The organism is Deltaproteobacteria bacterium GWC2_55_46, from assembly GCA_001595385.3.
In the GTDB taxonomy this organism is placed as follows: Bacteria; Desulfobacterota; GWC2-55-46; order GWC2-55-46; family GWC2-55-46; genus UBA5799.
The window spans coordinates 1,562,775-1,578,580 of record LVEI03000001.1 but is presented as its reverse complement, the minus strand read 5'-3'; the positions used below and the strand labels follow the sequence as shown (position 1 = coordinate 1,578,580).

Annotated in this window: 16 protein-coding genes, 2 tRNA genes and 1 pseudogene; 5 read left to right on the top strand and 14 right to left on the bottom strand. The window is 53.6% G+C overall.

The features are described 5' to 3' along the window. Positions 1–8: 8 nt before the first annotated feature. From A2V21_307435 to A2V21_307420, 4 genes are all read right to left on the bottom strand, one after another. Positions 9–830: a hypothetical protein gene (locus A2V21_307435; protein OIJ74107.1), complete on the bottom strand. Its 822-nt coding sequence runs from the start codon at positions 828–830 to the stop codon at positions 9–11. A 694-nt stretch (positions 831–1,524) separates the two neighbouring features. Further along, positions 1,525–1,944: a hypothetical protein gene (locus A2V21_307430; protein OIJ74106.1), complete on the bottom strand. Its 420-nt coding sequence runs from the start codon at positions 1,942–1,944 to the stop codon at positions 1,525–1,527. A gap of 223 nt (positions 1,945–2,167) precedes the next feature. Further along, positions 2,168–3,613 carry a phosphomannomutase gene (locus A2V21_307425; GenBank protein OIJ74105.1) on the bottom strand — a complete coding sequence of 482 codons (1,446 nt, stop codon included), beginning with the start codon at positions 3,611–3,613 and terminating at the stop codon, positions 2,168–2,170. Positions 3,614–3,660: 47 nt separating this feature from the next. Next, positions 3,661–4,125 (bottom strand): tRNA-specific adenosine deaminase, encoded by a 465-nt coding sequence (locus A2V21_307420; GenBank protein ID OIJ75101.1) that lies wholly within the window; start codon positions 4,123–4,125, stop codon positions 3,661–3,663. Positions 4,126–4,224: 99 nt separating this feature from the next. On the opposite strand from A2V21_307420, the pseudogene A2V21_307415 reads away from it, so the two are divergent. Next, positions 4,225–4,861: pseudogene (locus A2V21_307415) on the top strand (hypothetical protein). Between the two features lie 260 nt (positions 4,862–5,121). On the opposite strand, the gene A2V21_307410 reads toward A2V21_307415, so the two are convergent. Beyond that, complete coding sequence (locus tag A2V21_307410) at positions 5,122–5,811, bottom strand: polysaccharide deacetylase (protein OIJ74104.1); 690 nt, start codon at positions 5,809–5,811, stop codon at positions 5,122–5,124. Between the two features lie 190 nt (positions 5,812–6,001). On the opposite strand from A2V21_307410, the gene A2V21_307405 reads away from it, so the two are divergent. After that, complete coding sequence (locus A2V21_307405; protein OIJ74103.1) at positions 6,002–7,558, top strand: hypothetical protein; 1,557 nt, start codon at positions 6,002–6,004, stop codon at positions 7,556–7,558. A 67-nt stretch (positions 7,559–7,625) separates the two neighbouring features. Here A2V21_307405 and A2V21_307400 read toward each other — a convergent pair whose 3' ends face one another. From A2V21_307400 to A2V21_307375, 6 genes are all read right to left on the bottom strand, one after another. Further along, positions 7,626–7,835, bottom strand: coding sequence for a PhnA protein (locus tag A2V21_307400; protein ID OIJ74102.1), 210 nt, complete (start codon positions 7,833–7,835; stop codon positions 7,626–7,628). Positions 7,836–8,075: 240 nt separating this feature from the next. Beyond that, a complete protein-coding gene (locus A2V21_307395) occupies positions 8,076–8,408 on the bottom strand; it encodes a putative addiction module antidote protein (GenBank protein OIJ74101.1) in 333 nt (110 codons plus the stop codon). After that, on the bottom strand, positions 8,405–8,737 hold the full coding sequence (locus A2V21_307390; protein ID OIJ74100.1) for an addiction module protein: 333 nt from the start codon (positions 8,735–8,737) through the stop codon (positions 8,405–8,407). Before A2V21_307390 ends, A2V21_307395 begins: the two co-directional genes overlap by 4 nt. 221 nt (positions 8,738–8,958) lie before the next feature. Then, positions 8,959–9,771 carry a fatty acid hydroxylase gene (locus A2V21_307385; protein ID OIJ74099.1) on the bottom strand — a complete coding sequence of 271 codons (813 nt, stop codon included), beginning with the start codon at positions 9,769–9,771 and terminating at the stop codon, positions 8,959–8,961. A 242-nt stretch (positions 9,772–10,013) separates the two neighbouring features. Further along, complete coding sequence (locus A2V21_307380; protein ID OIJ74098.1) at positions 10,014–10,448, bottom strand: hypothetical protein; 435 nt, start codon at positions 10,446–10,448, stop codon at positions 10,014–10,016. Positions 10,449–10,865: 417 nt separating this feature from the next. Then, a tRNA-Arg gene (locus tag A2V21_307375) sits at positions 10,866–10,942 on the bottom strand. A gap of 417 nt (positions 10,943–11,359) precedes the next feature. Here A2V21_307375 and A2V21_307370 point away from each other — a divergent pair. Beyond that, positions 11,360–11,614 (top strand): hypothetical protein, encoded by a 255-nt coding sequence (locus A2V21_307370; protein ID OIJ74097.1) that lies wholly within the window; start codon positions 11,360–11,362, stop codon positions 11,612–11,614. Between the two features lie 67 nt (positions 11,615–11,681). Here A2V21_307370 and A2V21_307365 read toward each other — a convergent pair whose 3' ends face one another. Further along, positions 11,682–12,164: a peptide-methionine (S)-S-oxide reductase gene (locus tag A2V21_307365; protein OIJ74096.1), complete on the bottom strand. Its 483-nt coding sequence runs from the start codon at positions 12,162–12,164 to the stop codon at positions 11,682–11,684. 270 nt (positions 12,165–12,434) lie between these two features. Further along, positions 12,435–12,526 (bottom strand) — tRNA-Ser (locus A2V21_307360). A gap of 108 nt (positions 12,527–12,634) precedes the next feature. Here A2V21_307360 and A2V21_307355 point away from each other — a divergent pair. Continuing rightward, the gene (locus A2V21_307355) at positions 12,635–13,138 is read left to right on the top strand and encodes a hypothetical protein (GenBank protein ID OIJ74095.1); all 504 of its coding nucleotides are present in this window, start codon (positions 12,635–12,637) and stop codon (positions 13,136–13,138) included. Between the two features lie 158 nt (positions 13,139–13,296). Here A2V21_307355 and A2V21_307350 read toward each other — a convergent pair whose 3' ends face one another. Beyond that, on the bottom strand, positions 13,297–14,079 hold the full coding sequence (locus tag A2V21_307350; protein OIJ74094.1) for a glycosyl transferase family 2: 783 nt from the start codon (positions 14,077–14,079) through the stop codon (positions 13,297–13,299). Positions 14,080–14,224: 145 nt separating this feature from the next. Here A2V21_307350 and A2V21_307345 point away from each other — a divergent pair, with 145 nt between their 5' ends. Next, complete coding sequence (locus A2V21_307345; GenBank protein ID OIJ74093.1) at positions 14,225–15,802, top strand: hypothetical protein; 1,578 nt, start codon at positions 14,225–14,227, stop codon at positions 15,800–15,802. Positions 15,803–15,806: the final 4 nt, after the last annotated feature.

Genomic DNA, 15,806 nt, shown 5'->3' with positions numbered 1-15,806 from the left:
CGCGCGCCCTATAAGGCCTCGGCAAAGCCGGGCTTTAGCCTTCTGAAAAATATGCCGCCAACGCCGAACATGACGAAAGAAACAACGGCGACATAGGCGAGCCCCGTTGCCTCCGGCGGCCTTCCCGCAAGAAGGGTAAGCCTGTACCCTTCTATCACGTAGTACATCGGGTTCAGCTTGAGTATCGTAAGGAGCAGCCCGTTCTGTATGTTCGCGGTCGAAAAGAATACGGGCGTGAAAAAAAACCATGCCATCATCACCATGTCTATCACCTGGCGGACGTCCCTCAGATATACACTGACGCTTGAGAGCACCCAGCCGAGGCCGATGGTAAAGAGCGTAAGGAGAAAAAGGTAGACGAGGAGATAAGGCGCGTAAAAGGGCAAGCGCCATTCGAAGGCGACGAGTATGACAAGAAAAAGGGCCATGCCTATGGCGTGGCTTATGAGGCTGCTTATGGTGGTAACAACGGGCAGAAGCTCGGATGGAAATCCGACCGCCTTTTTGACGAGGTTAGAGTTCGTGGTGACAGAGACCATGGCCGATGTGACCCCCTGTGAGAAGAACTGCCAGGGAAGGAGGCCGGAAAGGAGATAGAGGACAAAGCTGTCTGTGCCGTAGATTGGGTCTGGCCTTGTCTGGAAAATGAGGCCGAAGACGACCCCGAAGACCAGCACCTGAGAGAGGGGGTTCAAGATAGACCATGCAAAGCCGAAGACGCTGCCGATATACTTGGATTTCATGTCGCGCAGGGCCATTGCCCATAGCATCTGCCGGCTCTTGAAGAGCTTCTTCGTGAAATCTATCAGTATCAGCAGGTTCTGTCTCATCTCAGAGCTTTTTCCCGGACAGGATTAGATGATTGCGACATAATGAGCTACCTTGCTGCAAACCGCGGAGCCTGCGCTCGCGACCATGTTGAAGCTCCCTGCGGAAAAACCGCATGGAATCTTCGACATGAGAAGAAAAAGAATTCAATTGCATTCCGCTCACTCGGCCCCGCATGAAACCGCGGAGCCTGCGCTCGCGACCATGTTCATTAAATGAACGATAGCATAGGCAAGGAACTCTCGTCAATGGCTTTGTTCATTTTATGAACAAAGATTAAAATACTTTAATCATTAGGTAAATAGCCTATGCTCCCATTGAAATCGACACCGCCCTGAATGCCGAAAATCCCCCGGCTCGCCGGAATGAACCCGCCGCAAAACAGCGGAGTATCTGAAGCCCTTCTATGACGCTTCTGCTCCCTCTCCCCCACCGGGGAGAGGATATAAAATCACGCAGCAAGTTGCCGGGAATTCAACCCGTAGAGATTAAATGCTAAGGCTACCTAATCATGAAGGTATTTTGGACCGGATAATCGTCCTGAAGGAGGGGATTTCAGAGGATTTTGTTCAGGCTGATTTAAAAACGGCGATTCTCGCCGTTTGACGAATGAGGCGTACTTCTTTGGTACGAAGCGCGAGCGACGATGATAACAAAGCAGATGGACTTATTTCATGCCTGTTAAAGGAAGACAGTTCAGTCGAATTCCTTCTCCTGTGCCTTGACAACAGAGTCGATAGTCGATTTTATCGCGGCAGAATGCGACGCTTCCGGGCCCCTCAGTATCTTGAGGAGCTTCATTATATAGACCGATTCTTCAGCAGAGATCCCCCCATTCCCGGAGGGGCCTTTCCCCGGATATAGACTTGTCCCCTCGCCAGCCGCCGGCGCCCTGCCCGGTTTATAGACCTCGCCGGAGCCGCCCAGCAGCCAGTCAAGCGCGACACCGAACTTCTCGGAGAAGGCGAGAGCCAGGTCTGATGGCATCTCGCCCCTTTTTTTATAGTTGGAAAGGGCCTGCGGGGTCACCCCAAGCGCTCTCGCCACAGCCGAGTCGTTCTTGAGATGGCCCGCCCATTTCATCCTTTCTATCACATCAGCATAGTTAACGCCCATCCAATGGCTCCTTTTGGGTTTAACGACCAGCTGAAAAAAAACTCCGTTGAAATCTCCCCATTTCCTAAAGGGGGACTATTTTTGGTGCGCACGGCGCACCCTACGTATAATCTCTGAAATCTCCCCCTTTTCCAAAGGGGGACTATTTTTGGTGCGCACGGCGCACCCTACGTATAATCTCCCCTGACCCCTCTTTAGGAAAGAGGGGGACCGGGAGTAGAGATCAGATCTCTATGCTCTCTCCGGGGCGAACAGCTTCGAGCTTCTCTTTTATAAAGGCCTTCGCCTTCTCAAGGAGCGCCCTGTCCGTAGCCTCGAAACGCAGCACCAGCACCGGCTGGGTGTTCGATGCCCGCACAAGGGCCCAGCCCCCTTCGAAGTTCACCCTCAGGCCGTCTATCTTTATGATGTCCCTGATCTTGAAATCCTCAGAACCAGAGCCTATCGCCTCTTCGAGCATCCCTATCACGGAGAACTTAAGCTCATCCGGGCAGTCTATCCTTATCTCAGGCGTAACTACGGTCTCGGGCAGCCCGGCGAGCATGGAAGAGAAGCGGAAGGCCGGGTTTGCCGCCCTTTCCATGGCGGCTATCTCAGCCACCCTGCAAGAAGAGTAGACGGCGTCGTCAAAGCCGAACCATTTGTCCGCGAAGAATATATGTCCGCTCATCTCGCCAGCCATCGAGGCGCCTACCTCCTTCATCTTGGCCTTTATAAGGGAGTGGCCCGTCTTCCACATGAGGGGCTTTCCGCCCATCCTCGCTATCTCGTCGTACATGACCTGCGAGCATTTGACCTCGCCGACTATGGTCGCGCCGGGCCTCTCCTTTAATATAGACCTGGAGAATATGACCATGAGCTTGTCCCCCCAGATGATACCCCCCCTTTCATCGACGATGCCTATTCTGTCGGCATCCCCGTCATAGGCGACCCCGAAGTCAGCCCCCACCCGCCTTATCGTCTGGATAAGGTCGAGCAGGTTCTCCTGGACGGTCGGGTCCGGGTGGTGGTTGGGGAAAGAGCCGTCCGGCTCGCTGTAGAGCTCTATTATATCGCACCCGAGCTTTCTCAGAAGCTGCGGTGCGACCGCCCCGGCGGTACCGTTGCCGGAGTCGAGCACGATCTTGATGGGTTTTTCCGTCGCCGGCAGCCTTACAGAGTTACCCACATACTCCACGTAGCTTTTTATTACGTCGAAGGTCTCTACCGTACCGGGAGTTGCCGCCTTGCGGGCGGGTTTACCCAGAACCTCTTCCTTTATGACTTTTTTCAGCTCCTGTATCCCATGGCCGTGGATCGTCTCTTTGCCGACGCTCACCTTGAAGCCGTTGTACTCGGAGGGGTTATGGCTTCCGGTTATCATGACGCCGCCGCCCACCTTAAGTGTGTGCATCGAGAAATACTGCAAGGGGGTCGGGCACTCGCCTATATCGATTACGTTTACCCCGCTCTCGGTCAAGCCAAGGACGAGCGCGTCATAGAGGGGCTTTGAGCTCATCCTCACGTCCCTGCCCACCGTTATCTTGAAGCCGGGACCGATCTTGGCGCCGTGCCTTTCAGCAAATATCGCGTAGGCCCTGCCGATAAGCTCGGCGACCTCTACCGTAAGGTCCTTGCCCCACAGCCCCCTTATGTCGTACTCCCTGAATATCGCGTCGGAAAGGCTCATCGATTTCTCCCAAAAGTGATTTATACCATTATATATGAAAACAGGGATTACGAGGGCTTTTCCCCTCTTTTTTCCCTTTTTTCCGCCCTTAGCTTCCTGAAAAATGATTTAAGGAGCTCTTCCGATACTGACGCGAGGACCCCTGCCCTTGTATGGACCCTGTGGTTAAGCCTGCTGTCGGCCGGTATGTCGTAAAGAGAGCCAGCCGCGCCCGCCTTCGGGTCCATGGGGCCGAAGACCATCCTTGGGATGCGCGCCAGGACTATCGCCCCCATGCACATGAGGCACGGCTCGAGCGTTACGTAAAGCGTCGTCCCTGAAAGCCTCCAGCTGCCGAGCTTTCTTGAGGCTGACCTGATGGCGAGAAGCTCCGCGTGGGCGCAAGGGTCGTTCGCTGTCTCACGCCTGTTATGGCCCCTGGCTATTACCTTGCCGTCGAGGACTATCACCGCGCCTACAGGCACCTCGCCCTTTGCGGCGGCCTTTCGGGCCTCTTTCATGGCCTCGGCCATGAAGATCTCATCCTGCCTCGCGCTCAAGCCTTTTCCCTTTGACTTTCGAAAATATTAGAGGGTACATTAAATGAATTAACAGGAGTTGTCAAATCCGCGATGGCAAAGACCGATCAGTTCGACAGGTTCGCCGAAAGATATGATGGCTGGTTCGACAGGAACATGGCTCTCTTCGCTTCCGAACTCAAGGCCATAAGGATGCTCCTGCCCCCAGGGCGGCGATGGGATAGAGATAGGGACGGGGACCTGGAGGTTCGCAAAAGCCCTTGGCATCCGCACAGGCGTTGAGCCCTCTGGGGCTATGAGGGGGCTGGCGAGAAGACGGGGCATCGACGCCGTCGCGGGAGTTGCCGAAAGGCTGCCTTTTTTGAATGACAGCTTCGACTTCGCCCTCATGGTAGATGTGCTTTGCTTCGTTGACGACGCGGAGACCGCCCTGAAGGAGGCACGAAGGATAATAAGGCCCGGCGGCTGCCTTCTACTTGCGATGATAGACAGGGAAAGCGAGCTGGGCAAGGAGTATTCCTCAAGAAAAGGCGATGATGAGTTCTACCGGGACGCGAAACTCTTTTCCACCTCCGAGGCTATCGAGCTACTGCGGACGTCCGGCTTTGCGGACCTCGCATTCTCCCAGTCGCTTTTCACGAGGCCAACTGGTAAGCCTGAGGAGCCGAAGGAAGGGCATGGTGAGGGCTCATTTATAGTTATAAGGGCTCAAAAGAAGGCGCTCCGGTGAAAGGCCACTACCGATTGCAAATGCGTACTTGAAAGTGGTATAAGTACCTGAAAGGAGGACGGTTTGGAGTATATCATAAACACGTTCTGGGAGAGGATAACAACAGACCCTGTTGCGGCGCTCCTTGCCGGGTTTGTGGCCACGAGCATCCTCATCGCTATCGTCAAGAGGTTCTTCAGGGGGCGCTGAAACGGGGTGTGCGTTTCGCTAAAGCCGCTTGCGGCCACCCTGTCGAGTAACCTTTCCTTCACCTAAAGGGTTCAGGGCTGGATAATCTCCTCCAGTTTTACAAAATGGAGCCCCCTTTTCCTAAGCCGCTCGACTATCTCCGGCAACGCCTCTGCCGTGCCGTACCCCCTCCCGTTTATATGAAAGATCAATATGTCGCCTGGCCTGGTATTTGAGGTGACTGACTTTACAAGCATCTCCGCGGTTATATTCTTATCAGGGTCGCCGCTTGGGAAGGTCCAATGTACCACCTTGTATTTCCGCTCGACCAGCTCGAGCGTCTTCTGGTCATAGTTACCTGCCGGAAACCTGAAAAACTTCGTCTTTTTGCCGGTTATCCCCTTGAGCACGTTATCGGATATCTCTTCGAGCACCTCTTTTTCGCTCAACGCCTCCATGTGCATGACATGGTTCCTCGAATGGTTCTCCAACTCGACAAAGCCAAGCTCGGCAAGCCTTAATATGTCTTCTTTGTTCCTTTCAGCGAACCTGCCCGTTATGAAGACCGTAAATGGTATCTTTTCTTTAACGAGGTAATCGAGGACCTTTTTGTCGAAGTGCGACGGGGTCTTTGTCTCGCACGCGTCAAAGGTCAGGGCAACAGCGTTTTTGCCTGGGTCGGGCAGCGAGGTAATGACTTCCGCGACTGCGCTCTGACAAAAAAAGAGAACGATGGATGAAGATAAAATGAGGGCCTTAAGGCCATGGCCGCCGTGCTTCAACTTCCGGCTCCTCCTTCGATAATTGAATGGCGATGAGCCCCGCCCCCGCTTCCCGAAGGGGAGATAATACTATTTCTACGCCCCCGGGACTATTCTTTTGATTGAAAGGAAAAAAAACAATCTGGAAGGAGGGGGGCATATTGATTTATAATCCTTGTCTATTTGAGATAGCAAGGGAAAGGCCCTTCTCATGGTCGGTAAGGGATACGTCTATAAGGAAAACGTCGTCGCAGCCATCGTGGCGGCTGTCACCTTTGCGCTCTATCTGCCGTCCCTTTGGTTCGGCTTCGTCAACTGGGACGACCCGATCTACGTAACGGATAATACGCTTCTGCGAACAGGCGGGATGGAGCTTGTAAAGGGCGCTTTCACAAATTCTTTTGTCGCCAACTGGCAGCCCCTCGTTATCTTCTCCTATGCACTTGACTACCTGGTATGGGGACTTGCCCCGGCAGGCTATCACCTTACCAATTCGCTCTTCCATTCCGTGAATAGCGCCCTTGTCGCGCTCATCGCCGTCCGTATCGCCCAGGCGATAAAACTGCCGGAACGGACCGCGCTCGCTGGCGCTCTTCTCGCGGGGCTCATCTTCGGGCTGCACCCTGTTCACGTTGAGTCGGTCGCGTGGATATCGGAAAGGAAGGACGTCTTGAGCGCCTTCTTCTTCCTTCTGAGCCTGCTCGCCTACATGAGATACGCGCTGGCCCCATCCAGGGGCTTGTACGCCGCGGCCCTTCTCTTATTCGCCCTCGGCCTCATGAGCAAGCCGATGGTCGTCTCTTTGCCCATCGTCCTCCTGCTACTTGACCTCTATCCGCTTGAGCGCCTTGGGAAGGGCTTGAAACGCGCCATAATCGAAAAGATCCCATTTTTCGCCCTGAGCATCCTTTCAGCGGCCATAACCCTCTCGACCCAGCAGGCCGCAATCTCTACAACCGCTGATGTAAGCCTGCAGGGGCGTGTGATGATCGCCTTGAAGGCCTTCATCTTCTATATAGGAAAACTTCTGGTGCCGGCAGGGCTCGCCCCCTTCTACCCCCACCCCGGAAATGTAACAGTCCTCTCGGCAGAATACGTTTTTACGGCTATCGTTTTTCTGGCGATCAGCCTTCTATGCGCGTACACCTTTAAAAAGAACAAGGCCTTTACAGCCGTCTGGCTATACTATGTGGTAACGCTTACGCCGGTTTCAGGGCTGGTGCAGGCAGGCGCGCAGGCAGCCGCCGACAGGTACGCATACCTTCCCAGCGTCGCCCCCACGATACTCATCTCATTCGCTGCCGTCCATTTCGCCGGCAGATTGAACGGGCGTTCGATCTTTCCAGTTGCGGCGGCCATTTTGATCTCGTCTTCGATATTGGCCGCGCTTACGTGGAGACAACTGCCCGTATGGAAGGACTCGCTCTCGCTCTGGTCCTATCAGATATCGATCATTGAGGAGAAGGGGGCCGCTGCCGATAATCCCATAAACCTGCTCCCCTATTACAACCGGGGTTCCGCGTATTTCGACGCGGGGGATTACGAAAAGAGCATCGAGGACTTCACGAAGGTGCTCTTCCTGAACCCTGGCTACAAGGACGCCTACGTGAACAGGGGGAGCGCGTACGGGATACTTGGCAGATACGGGCTGGCCCTGAACGACTTTAACAAGGCCCTTGCGATAGACCCGACTGACGTTGCGGCCCGCAAGAACAGGGCGATGGCGCTGGAGGTGCTTAAAGGGGCGGAGCCCATGGGCGGGCTTTGATGAGCCAGGCGGGAGATCAGATTACCGGGTCTCGCGAGAGCGAAACCCGGTCCGCCGGATTACAGGATCAGGCCTTTTTCAAAAATTCCGTCCTTAGAACAATCGTGGTCTTACCCTCACGGCACTCGACCTCATCGTTTTTAGAGGTGAGGCGGATGCTTTTAAAGACCTTCCCCCTTTTAAGGGTGATGGAAGAGCCCTTTACCTTAAGGTCTTTGATGACCTGCACAGAATCCCCATCGCTAAGGGCGTTTCCGTTGCTGTCCTTTACGTCCATGATCCACCTTTCATGATATAAAAATTGAGTTGGTCTGCTTTCAAATAACATACAATCTATTGACGGTGTACGCAACCGGGAATTTCAGGGGAGAAGAGGATTGCAGGGGTCTCAGACAAAGAATGGTGGGCCGAGCCCAAGCTACGAAGCTATAATTCGACATGCAATGTCATTAATGGCCTCTTTTTAATGGTTGGCGGAGCCCACCCGGCTGGTAAAAACATAGCTAGCGCAATAGCCCTATGCAGCCTTACGCTTAACTGTTTTAGTACGGCTGTTTTTCCCCGATTCAATACTGATCTTCAGCCCAACAATTTGAAGCAGATTTAAAATGCTTTTAAGTTCTGGATTGCCCTTCTTTGAAAGCATACGATAAAGGCTTTCTCGATTCATACGCGCCTTTTTTGCGACTACCGCCATTCCACCATGAGCAAGAATCACATTCCGCATTGCTAAAAGAAAAACTTCTTTATCCCCATCTTCAATTGCCGCATTTAGATATTCGGCGGCTTCACGCGGGTCTTTTAAGGACTCGATCAGGTCTTCCTGATAACTGGTGATTTTTTTAGTCATTGTTTCCTCTCTTTGTGATCTTGCCAATAGGCTTTTGCCAGTAAGATATCTTTTTTCTGGGTCGATTTATCGCCGCCAATCAGTAACAACACAACTGTTTTTCCATTCAGCGCATAGTAAACCCTGTACCCTGGGCCATAATCGATTTTTAATTCGTAAACCCCTTCACCAACAGAACGGTTTTTACCCAGATTACCCAGCCTAACCCTATCCAGCCTGACGCGAATCTTTGCCCTTGCCCCAATATCTAAGCCGCCCAGCCATTCTTTAAATGGCTTTTTATTGGCAGCTGTCAGGTAATACTCGATAGAGTATGGGTACGTTTCCATTGATTTTTATCAATTGTAGCTTATAAGCTACTTGAAATCAACTCTTTTCGCCATTATATTTTAAGCTCCGCTTTATACCCGGCTCTAAGCTACGGCAATCTGCCGTAGCCCTTTGATTCAGTGCTTTTGTTGGGTAACGCTTCACTTACCCAACCTGAAGGGCCGAAAGAGTTGATTTTTCGGGGTCTCAGATAAAAGATGGTGGGCACAGCCCACCACGCCTAACTCCGTTTTCCCATGGTAACAGGCATGGCCAGGATTGATGACAGCGTTAGACGGTCCGGGTCTCTGAAATCGGGGAGGCCGATCGTCATGCCTTGATGCCCGTCTGCAGGCAGACGCCGGTAGGTGCCGAACAAATGGTCCCACCACGGCAGGTTAAAGCCGAAGTTGCTGTTGGTCTCATCGGTCAATACGGAATGATGGACCCGGTGCATATCAGGCGTCACGATAAATTTTCTCAGGATACCGTCGGTTCGAAGGCCTATATAGGCGTTGGAGTGATTGAACATCGAAGTCCCGTTGAGCAAGACCTCAAACGCCAGAACGGACCAGGCCGGAGCGCCGATTATGATGATCGCGAGCATCTTTATCATCATCGAGAGGATGATCTCAAAAGGATGGAATCTGGCCCCGGTCGTTACATCGACATCAAGGTCCGTATGGTGGACCATGTGAATGCGCCAGAAGGTCTGAGCGGAATGAAACCAGCGGTGCTGAAGATAAATGATCAGATCAAGGGCCATGATAGCTATGACCCCCGCTATCAAATCACCTGCCGAAAATATATTGAAGACCCCCCATCCTCGCTCCCTGGCGATAAGGGCGACACCCAAGGCTGTCACAGGAAAAAGAATGCGTACAACAACGGCGTTGAGAAAGGTTATGGAAATATTTCTGTACCAGCGGGAGAGCTTTGAAGTGGTGAAGGCCCTGCGAGGCGCCGCGATCTCCCACACAGCCATAAACGCGAAGATAGACAGGAAAAATCCGAGCCTTATGTAGATCTCGCTATCAAGGATGAACATATTCATGGCGTGAGACTCATTTTTTTGTTTTTACTATGACAAACGGCTTCATTTTTCCGCAATTCTGATGGAGCGCGAGGGGAGAGCGGCAAAATACAGTACACGGCGCCATATGCTCAGAGCGCCATGTCGGGGTCATGGCTGGGTTGGAGCAGGACCACCGCGCCGATCATTATGTAAGCAGCCCAGATTTGCCTTTTCATGCCCTGCCGTGCTTTCTCAGTCCCATGCTACTGACGAAAGACGCACTATAAACATTTTTTATTATAATTTATCTGGCTCCTGCTATTCAGATCGAGCAGATCGACCTTGCCCTCTGACGTCCCCTGCGGGTTATATTCCAGATACAACACCTGCCCCTGGTTAAGCTTGAAACAACCCTTTGCCACGGAGGCGCGCCGCGCAAACCAACCGTACCATATCTCGAAGGAGTGGCTTCCGGGGTTTAGCTCCAAAAAACGCCCCTCGGCCCACGGTATCTCGACGACATCATTCTCGTCTATCTTGACAGATATACCGGAGGTAAAGCGGGGCTTCCAATGGCCATGATATGTCCCGGCGATCATCACGCCTTCCTGTTTTGTGATGCTGTCGGTCTTGAGTATCATCGGCCTGTCGCAGCCAGCGACAGCCATCAGCAGAAGTATTATGATCGCTGGAAATATTTTTGAGCGCATCGTCATATTATACTTTCTTACGTGGAATAACTGAACCACTATCGCCTGAAAGGCGTAGTTCAAGGTTTTGGCCGGGCTGAAAGACCGACCGAGAGTATATTTATTCAGCTTTGAGGCTTACTGCCCTCTCACCCCGCGCTTCGCCCCCCTCCCTCGATGGGAGGTGGATAAAAGAGGAGGGTGAGACATTAAGAATTAGCCCGGTCCTCAAAATGCTTGCCACCCTAACATGGGTATAGCCGCTTCTCCGTGACTTTTGACGGCTCAAGGCCCCATTTTGATTTTAAAGATGAAATATACACGAGAAAACCGGTTTTGTCTGGATGGCGGGATTGTAGCCGGGAAGATCGTGGACAGGATCAGCAAAGATTTGGCACAGTCAATGAAAAAGGGGCTACGATAGCCGTAACCCCCTGATATTCTTGGCGCGCCCGGAGGGATTCGAACCCCCGACCCTCTGATTCGTAGTCAGATGCTCTGTCCAGCTGAGCCACGGGCGCTTTGTCTTGATATTTTTTGCTTGCCCGGCAGGGGCGAATGATTTAAGGATTTTAACATCTATGCGGTTTGAGTCAAGAGATTATAATATACAAAAGACAAGCGCCGAAATGAAAAAGAGGGCAGGGAGTCCCCGCTCTCCTGCCCCTTCTTCCCGGGTACGGTAGTACAGGCCAGACCCAGCCTCAGCCCCGTCTGGCCCACCGCCCCCAAAGACGTATTCTCGCGAAAAGCCGCCATTTCAAGCCGACCACGGCCAGAACGACAGCTCACAGATCGCCTATTTTCGGGTATTATACTTATTTCAGAAGCCAGATGAACCTGTACCCAGGGACAGTTGGCCAACCGGCCCCGAAAAGGCTTTGAAAAATCCCGGTAATCAAATAGAATGAATATCAGGAACCTTATTGGAGGATTGAATGGACTCGATTACCCTGCTCGGGCTGCTGGGCGGCACGTTGACCACGGCTTCTTTTTTCCCACAGGTAGTGAAGACCTGGAAGACACGCTCGACAAAGGACGTTTCACTCGTCATGTTCCTGCTGTTATCCGTCGGCATCTTTATCTGGATAGTCTACGGCATAAAGATAGGTTCGCTGCCGGTCGTCGTAGCCAACTCAATTTCGCTGGTATTCTCGCTCATAATCCTTACGCTAAAGCTCATATATAAGTAGAAGATCGAAGCTGGGTTTAAAAAACAAAGGGCGGCATCCGCCGCCCTTTGTTAGACTTCTATCGCGATCAGCCGCAGTACTTAAGCCCCCTCTTCTTAAGATACTTCTGATGGTATTCCTCAGCCGGGTAAAAGACCCCTGCAGGGGCTATCTCCGTCACGATCGGCCCACTGTATATCCCGCTTTGCTCGAGCCTCTCCTTTGATCCCATGGCGAGCCTCTCCTGCTCTGTGCTCATATAGAATATCGCCGACCTGTACTGGCTTCCGATATCCGGCCCCTGCCTGTCGAGCGTCGTAGGGTCGTGTATGTCCCAGAAAATATTAAGAAACTCTCCGTAGCTTACGGTCCCGGGGTCGAACGTTACCTCCACCGCCTCAGCGTGGCCTGTTGATTCGGTACATACCTCTTCATATGAAGGGTCCTCTGTCGAGCCGCCGGTATAACCGACCCTTGTCGAGATAACGCCTTTTACATTCCTGAACGTCTCCTCCACCCCCCAGAAACAGCCGGCGGCGAAGACGGCCTTCTCGGTTTTCTTCTCATTCATGGACTTCTCCCCCCTTTACAACCATATTATAACGCAAACCGGCCCGGAGGGTTTGTGACAAAACTCTTGAACGGGGAACGGACCCGATGAAGGATCCTCAAGTGGGAAAGCTCAAGGGTCAACAACGTCTGCGCCGAGCCTTCTTTCCAGCCGTCTCACCCTTCCTAAGGCAGGGTCTTTAATCCCAGGTATACGGATAGTGCGATCAGGAGCGCTAAAAACGGGAGATGGGGTCTGGCCTTCGATAGGTATTGGGACATGAGTTAAAACTGGCGGAGAGGGGGGGATTCGAACCCCCGGTAGAGTTTTATCCCTACAACTGCTTAGCAGGCAGCTGCCTTCAGCCTCTCGGCCACCTCTCCGGCGAATGGAAAAAAGACAAGGTTTATTTGTATCACGAGTTCATGGTATAATCAAGGCCGCTTTTGACCGTTCAGGCCACCAAAACAACATTATAAAGGAAATCTATTATGGATGACGAGACCAAGGTTTGCCCTGAATGCGGGGCAGAGTTCTTCGCGCACGTAAATGTCTGCAACAGGTGCGATACCGAGCTGGTAAGTCCGGAAGAGATGCGCGGCCCCTCGCCTCGCCCCGCAACCCCGGGCAACGAGGGCCTTGTATGCCTGGAGGAAGGCACTTACGATAGGGCTAATGAACTCGCCTGGGCCCTCCGGAGCGACGGCTTTGAGGTCACGGTGCTCCGCGCTCCTGCCAGCTCCTGCAAGGGCGGCTTCGGGGTATTTGTCGACAGGGAAGTAGCGGTTGACGCGGCCGCCAGGGTCGACGAGCTATGGAAGAGGTCCAACCCGGAGATAGCCGATGCCGAGGAACGGCTTAAAAAAGGGCTCTGCCCCGCCTGCGGCGCCGCGCTCATGGGCTCATCGGAAGAATGCCCGGACTGCGGCCTTTTCGTAGGGGTGGCCGATGACGACTGCAGCGGAGACGGGAGCTGCGGAAGCTGCGGCCATTGACTGACAATATTACAACTGAATAATCCCCCCTTCAAAAAGGGGGGATTATAATCCTTCAGAAATAATCTCCCCAGACCCCTCTTTATAAAAGAGGGGAACCCAAATCTCCCATCTCTTCATTTAACGAAAGGCACGGGGTTAGACCAGATTATGAGACTTTAAACGGCGCGCCCTGTGACGGAGGATAGCTTTTTGCCGGCGCGCGCGAAGATAGGATAGTTTTTTAGCCCCATTTTCTGGAGCTTGTATTTCAGGGCTGTGCCAAGGACACCGAAGCCGTATATGACGCTTCTCCTGAAGTTTATCGACGAGGCGTCCTCGAAGTACTTTGTCGGGCAGCTTATCTCCCCGATCCTGAAGCCGAACCATACTGACTGGGCGAGCATCTGGTTGTCGAAGACGAAATCATCCGAGTTCTCGTTGAGCGGCAATGTCTCCAGGACCTGCCTTGAGAAAGCCCTGTAGCCTGTGTGGTACTCGGATATCTTCTCTCCGAGAAGGAGGTTCTCGGCAAGCGTCAGGAACCTGTTGGAGATGTACTTGTAGACCGGCATCCCGCCCTTCAGCGCCCCGGTGCCAAGCACCCTTGAGCCCAAAACCACGTCATACTCGCCAGAGGCTATCATCGAGGCCATGGCAGTAATGAGCTTCGGGGCGTACTGGTAGTCGGGGTGGACCATTACAACGATATCCGCCCCGAGCGCAAGGGCCTTTGTGTAGCAGGTCTTCTGGTTCCCGCCGTACCCCTTGTTCTTCTCATGCACGACCACGTTCCTGATGCCGAGCTTCCTGGCTTCGGCAACGGTGTTGTCGGCGCTGCAGTCGTCCACGAGCACGACGTCGTCAACGACGTCCATAGGGATATCCTTGTAGGTCATTACAAGCGTCTTCTCGGCGTGATACGCTGGAAGGACGACTACTACTTTTTTTCCATGTAACATAAAGAGGTCCGGCTGCGGTAGATTGTTTTCGTCCCTTCAATTATGGCAAAACAGCTCTCGGGCTGTCAATTGAAAAGGAGCGGCGCCTGAAAAGATTGATTTCACCCTCCATTTCCGGATAATATGCGCAATGGGCCCTATTATTATGCCACTCGAAAAAAAGATCAGAACATCGGCCCTGGCCGCGGCTTTACTTTCAGCCATCATAGCCTTTGCCGTCTACGCGCCATCCCTCGGCAACGGGTTCGTGAACTGGGACGACCCAGAGCATGTATACGAAAACCCCTATATACGCGCCCTCGACCTCAAGGCAGCGTTCACATCGATAACCGTCGGCAACTGGCTCCCCCTCACGCTGCTTTCATACACCCTTGACTTCGCGATATGGGGGAACAAGCCGTTCGGTTTTCACCTCACCAACAGCATCCTCCACGCCCTCAACACAGCCCTGGTCTTTTTAGTCTCCTTCCGGCTCGCATCCGCACGTAAGGGGCTGCCGGGCGTTATTATATGGACCACGGCCCTTGCCGCGGCCCTGCTCTTCGGGGTACACCCGACCCATGTCGAGTCGGTGGCCTGGATATCTGAAAGGAAAGACCTCCTTTGCGCCTTCTTCTTCCTCCTGACTATATCGGCCTACCTGAGGTACGCCGCCACCCAAAGGGGCGTCTGGTATATCTCGGCCCTGGTATTGTTCGCCCTGGCGCTTATGAGCAAGCCCATGGCGGTCACCATCCCGGCGGTCCTCCTTATTATCGACCTCTTTCCGCTCGACAGGCTCAGGGGCCGCCTCATCAAAGCCGTCATCGAAAAAGCGCCTTTCATCGCGCTCAGCGCGGCCTCCGCGATAACGACCATCCTGGTCCAGAAGTCCGCGGCGGCGGTCGTCTCATTGGATAGCTCCTCCGTATGGCAAAGGGGCGTGACCGCGGTGCGCGGGGTGGGCTTCTACATCTTCAAGACCATCTACCCGGCGGGCCTCGCGCCGTACTACCCGATGGCTGCCGAGCCTTTCGACATCTCTTTTTACGCCTCCGCGGCCCTTATCATGACAGTGTCCATCGTCTCCGTGCTGGCCTTGAGAAGGACAAAAGCCCCGGCAACGGGCTGGCTCTATTACCTCGTAACGCTTCTCCCGGTAATAGGCCTTGTGCAGGTGGGAAGCCAGGCAGCGGCAGACAGGTATACCTATCTGCCCATGCTCGGCCTGTATCTTCTGGCGGGCGCGGGGGCCGGGACCATCCTCCACAAACTTCATAAGACCAGGGCGGCGTTCTACGCGGCCCTGGCGGTGATGCTCGCTATACTGGTAGCGCTCTCCGCTGTAACAGTAAGGCAGACCGGCTTCTGGAAGGACTCTATCGCGCTATGGAACAGGCAGATAGAGCTCTATCCCGGAAAGGTCGTGCACTCCTACAACATGAGGGGACTTGCGCTTGACGAAGCCGGAAGGCACAGGGAGGCTATTGATGACTTCAACGTGGTCATATCCATTAACCCGAAGGACGCCTATGCTTTAAACAACAGAGCTGGCGCGTACGGCGCGCTCGGTGAATTCGACAAGGCTATCGACGACCTCATGAGGGCCATCCCCCTGCTGCCCGGCAAGCCGGAGCCATGGGTCAACCTTGCAGCGGCCTACTCGAATATCGGAAAGGATGACCTCGCCTTCGAGGCCAGACAGAGAGCAGAGGCCCTCGGCTGGAGACCCCTGCCCAGGTAATGGG

Bases quoted from the DNA above. Each gene is read 5' to 3' on its own strand.
- A2V21_307380 (OIJ74098.1), bottom strand. From the start codon at position 10,448: ATGACGATGCGCTCAAAAATATTTCCAGCGATCATAATACTTCTGCTG.
- A2V21_307345 (OIJ74093.1), top strand. From the start codon at position 14,225: ATGCCACTCGAAAAAAAGATCAGAACATCGGCCCTGGCCGCGGCTTTA.
- A2V21_307435 (OIJ74107.1), bottom strand. From the start codon at position 830: ATGAGACAGAACCTGCTGATACTGATAGATTTCACGAAGAAGCTCTTC.
- A2V21_307430 (OIJ74106.1), bottom strand. From the start codon at position 1,944: ATGGGCGTTAACTATGCTGATGTGATAGAAAGGATGAAATGGGCGGGC.
- A2V21_307395 (OIJ74101.1), bottom strand. From the start codon at position 8,408: ATGACTAAAAAAATCACCAGTTATCAGGAAGACCTGATCGAGTCCTTA.
- A2V21_307385 (OIJ74099.1), bottom strand. From the start codon at position 9,771: ATGAATATGTTCATCCTTGATAGCGAGATCTACATAAGGCTCGGATTT.
- A2V21_307425 (OIJ74105.1), bottom strand. From the start codon at position 3,613: ATGAGCCTTTCCGACGCGATATTCAGGGAGTACGACATAAGGGGGCTG.
- A2V21_307405 (OIJ74103.1), top strand. From the start codon at position 6,002: ATGGTCGGTAAGGGATACGTCTATAAGGAAAACGTCGTCGCAGCCATC.
- A2V21_307400 (OIJ74102.1), bottom strand. From the start codon at position 7,835: ATGGACGTAAAGGACAGCAACGGAAACGCCCTTAGCGATGGGGATTCT.
- A2V21_307350 (OIJ74094.1), bottom strand. From the start codon at position 14,079: ATGTTACATGGAAAAAAAGTAGTAGTCGTCCTTCCAGCGTATCACGCC.
- A2V21_307390 (OIJ74100.1), bottom strand. From the start codon at position 8,737: ATGGAAACGTACCCATACTCTATCGAGTATTACCTGACAGCTGCCAAT.
- A2V21_307365 (OIJ74096.1), bottom strand. From the start codon at position 12,164: ATGAATGAGAAGAAAACCGAGAAGGCCGTCTTCGCCGCCGGCTGTTTC.
- A2V21_307370 (OIJ74097.1), top strand. From the start codon at position 11,360: ATGGACTCGATTACCCTGCTCGGGCTGCTGGGCGGCACGTTGACCACG.
- A2V21_307420 (OIJ75101.1), bottom strand. From the start codon at position 4,125: ATGGCCGAGGCCATGAAAGAGGCCCGAAAGGCCGCCGCAAAGGGCGAG.
- A2V21_307355 (OIJ74095.1), top strand. From the start codon at position 12,635: ATGGATGACGAGACCAAGGTTTGCCCTGAATGCGGGGCAGAGTTCTTC.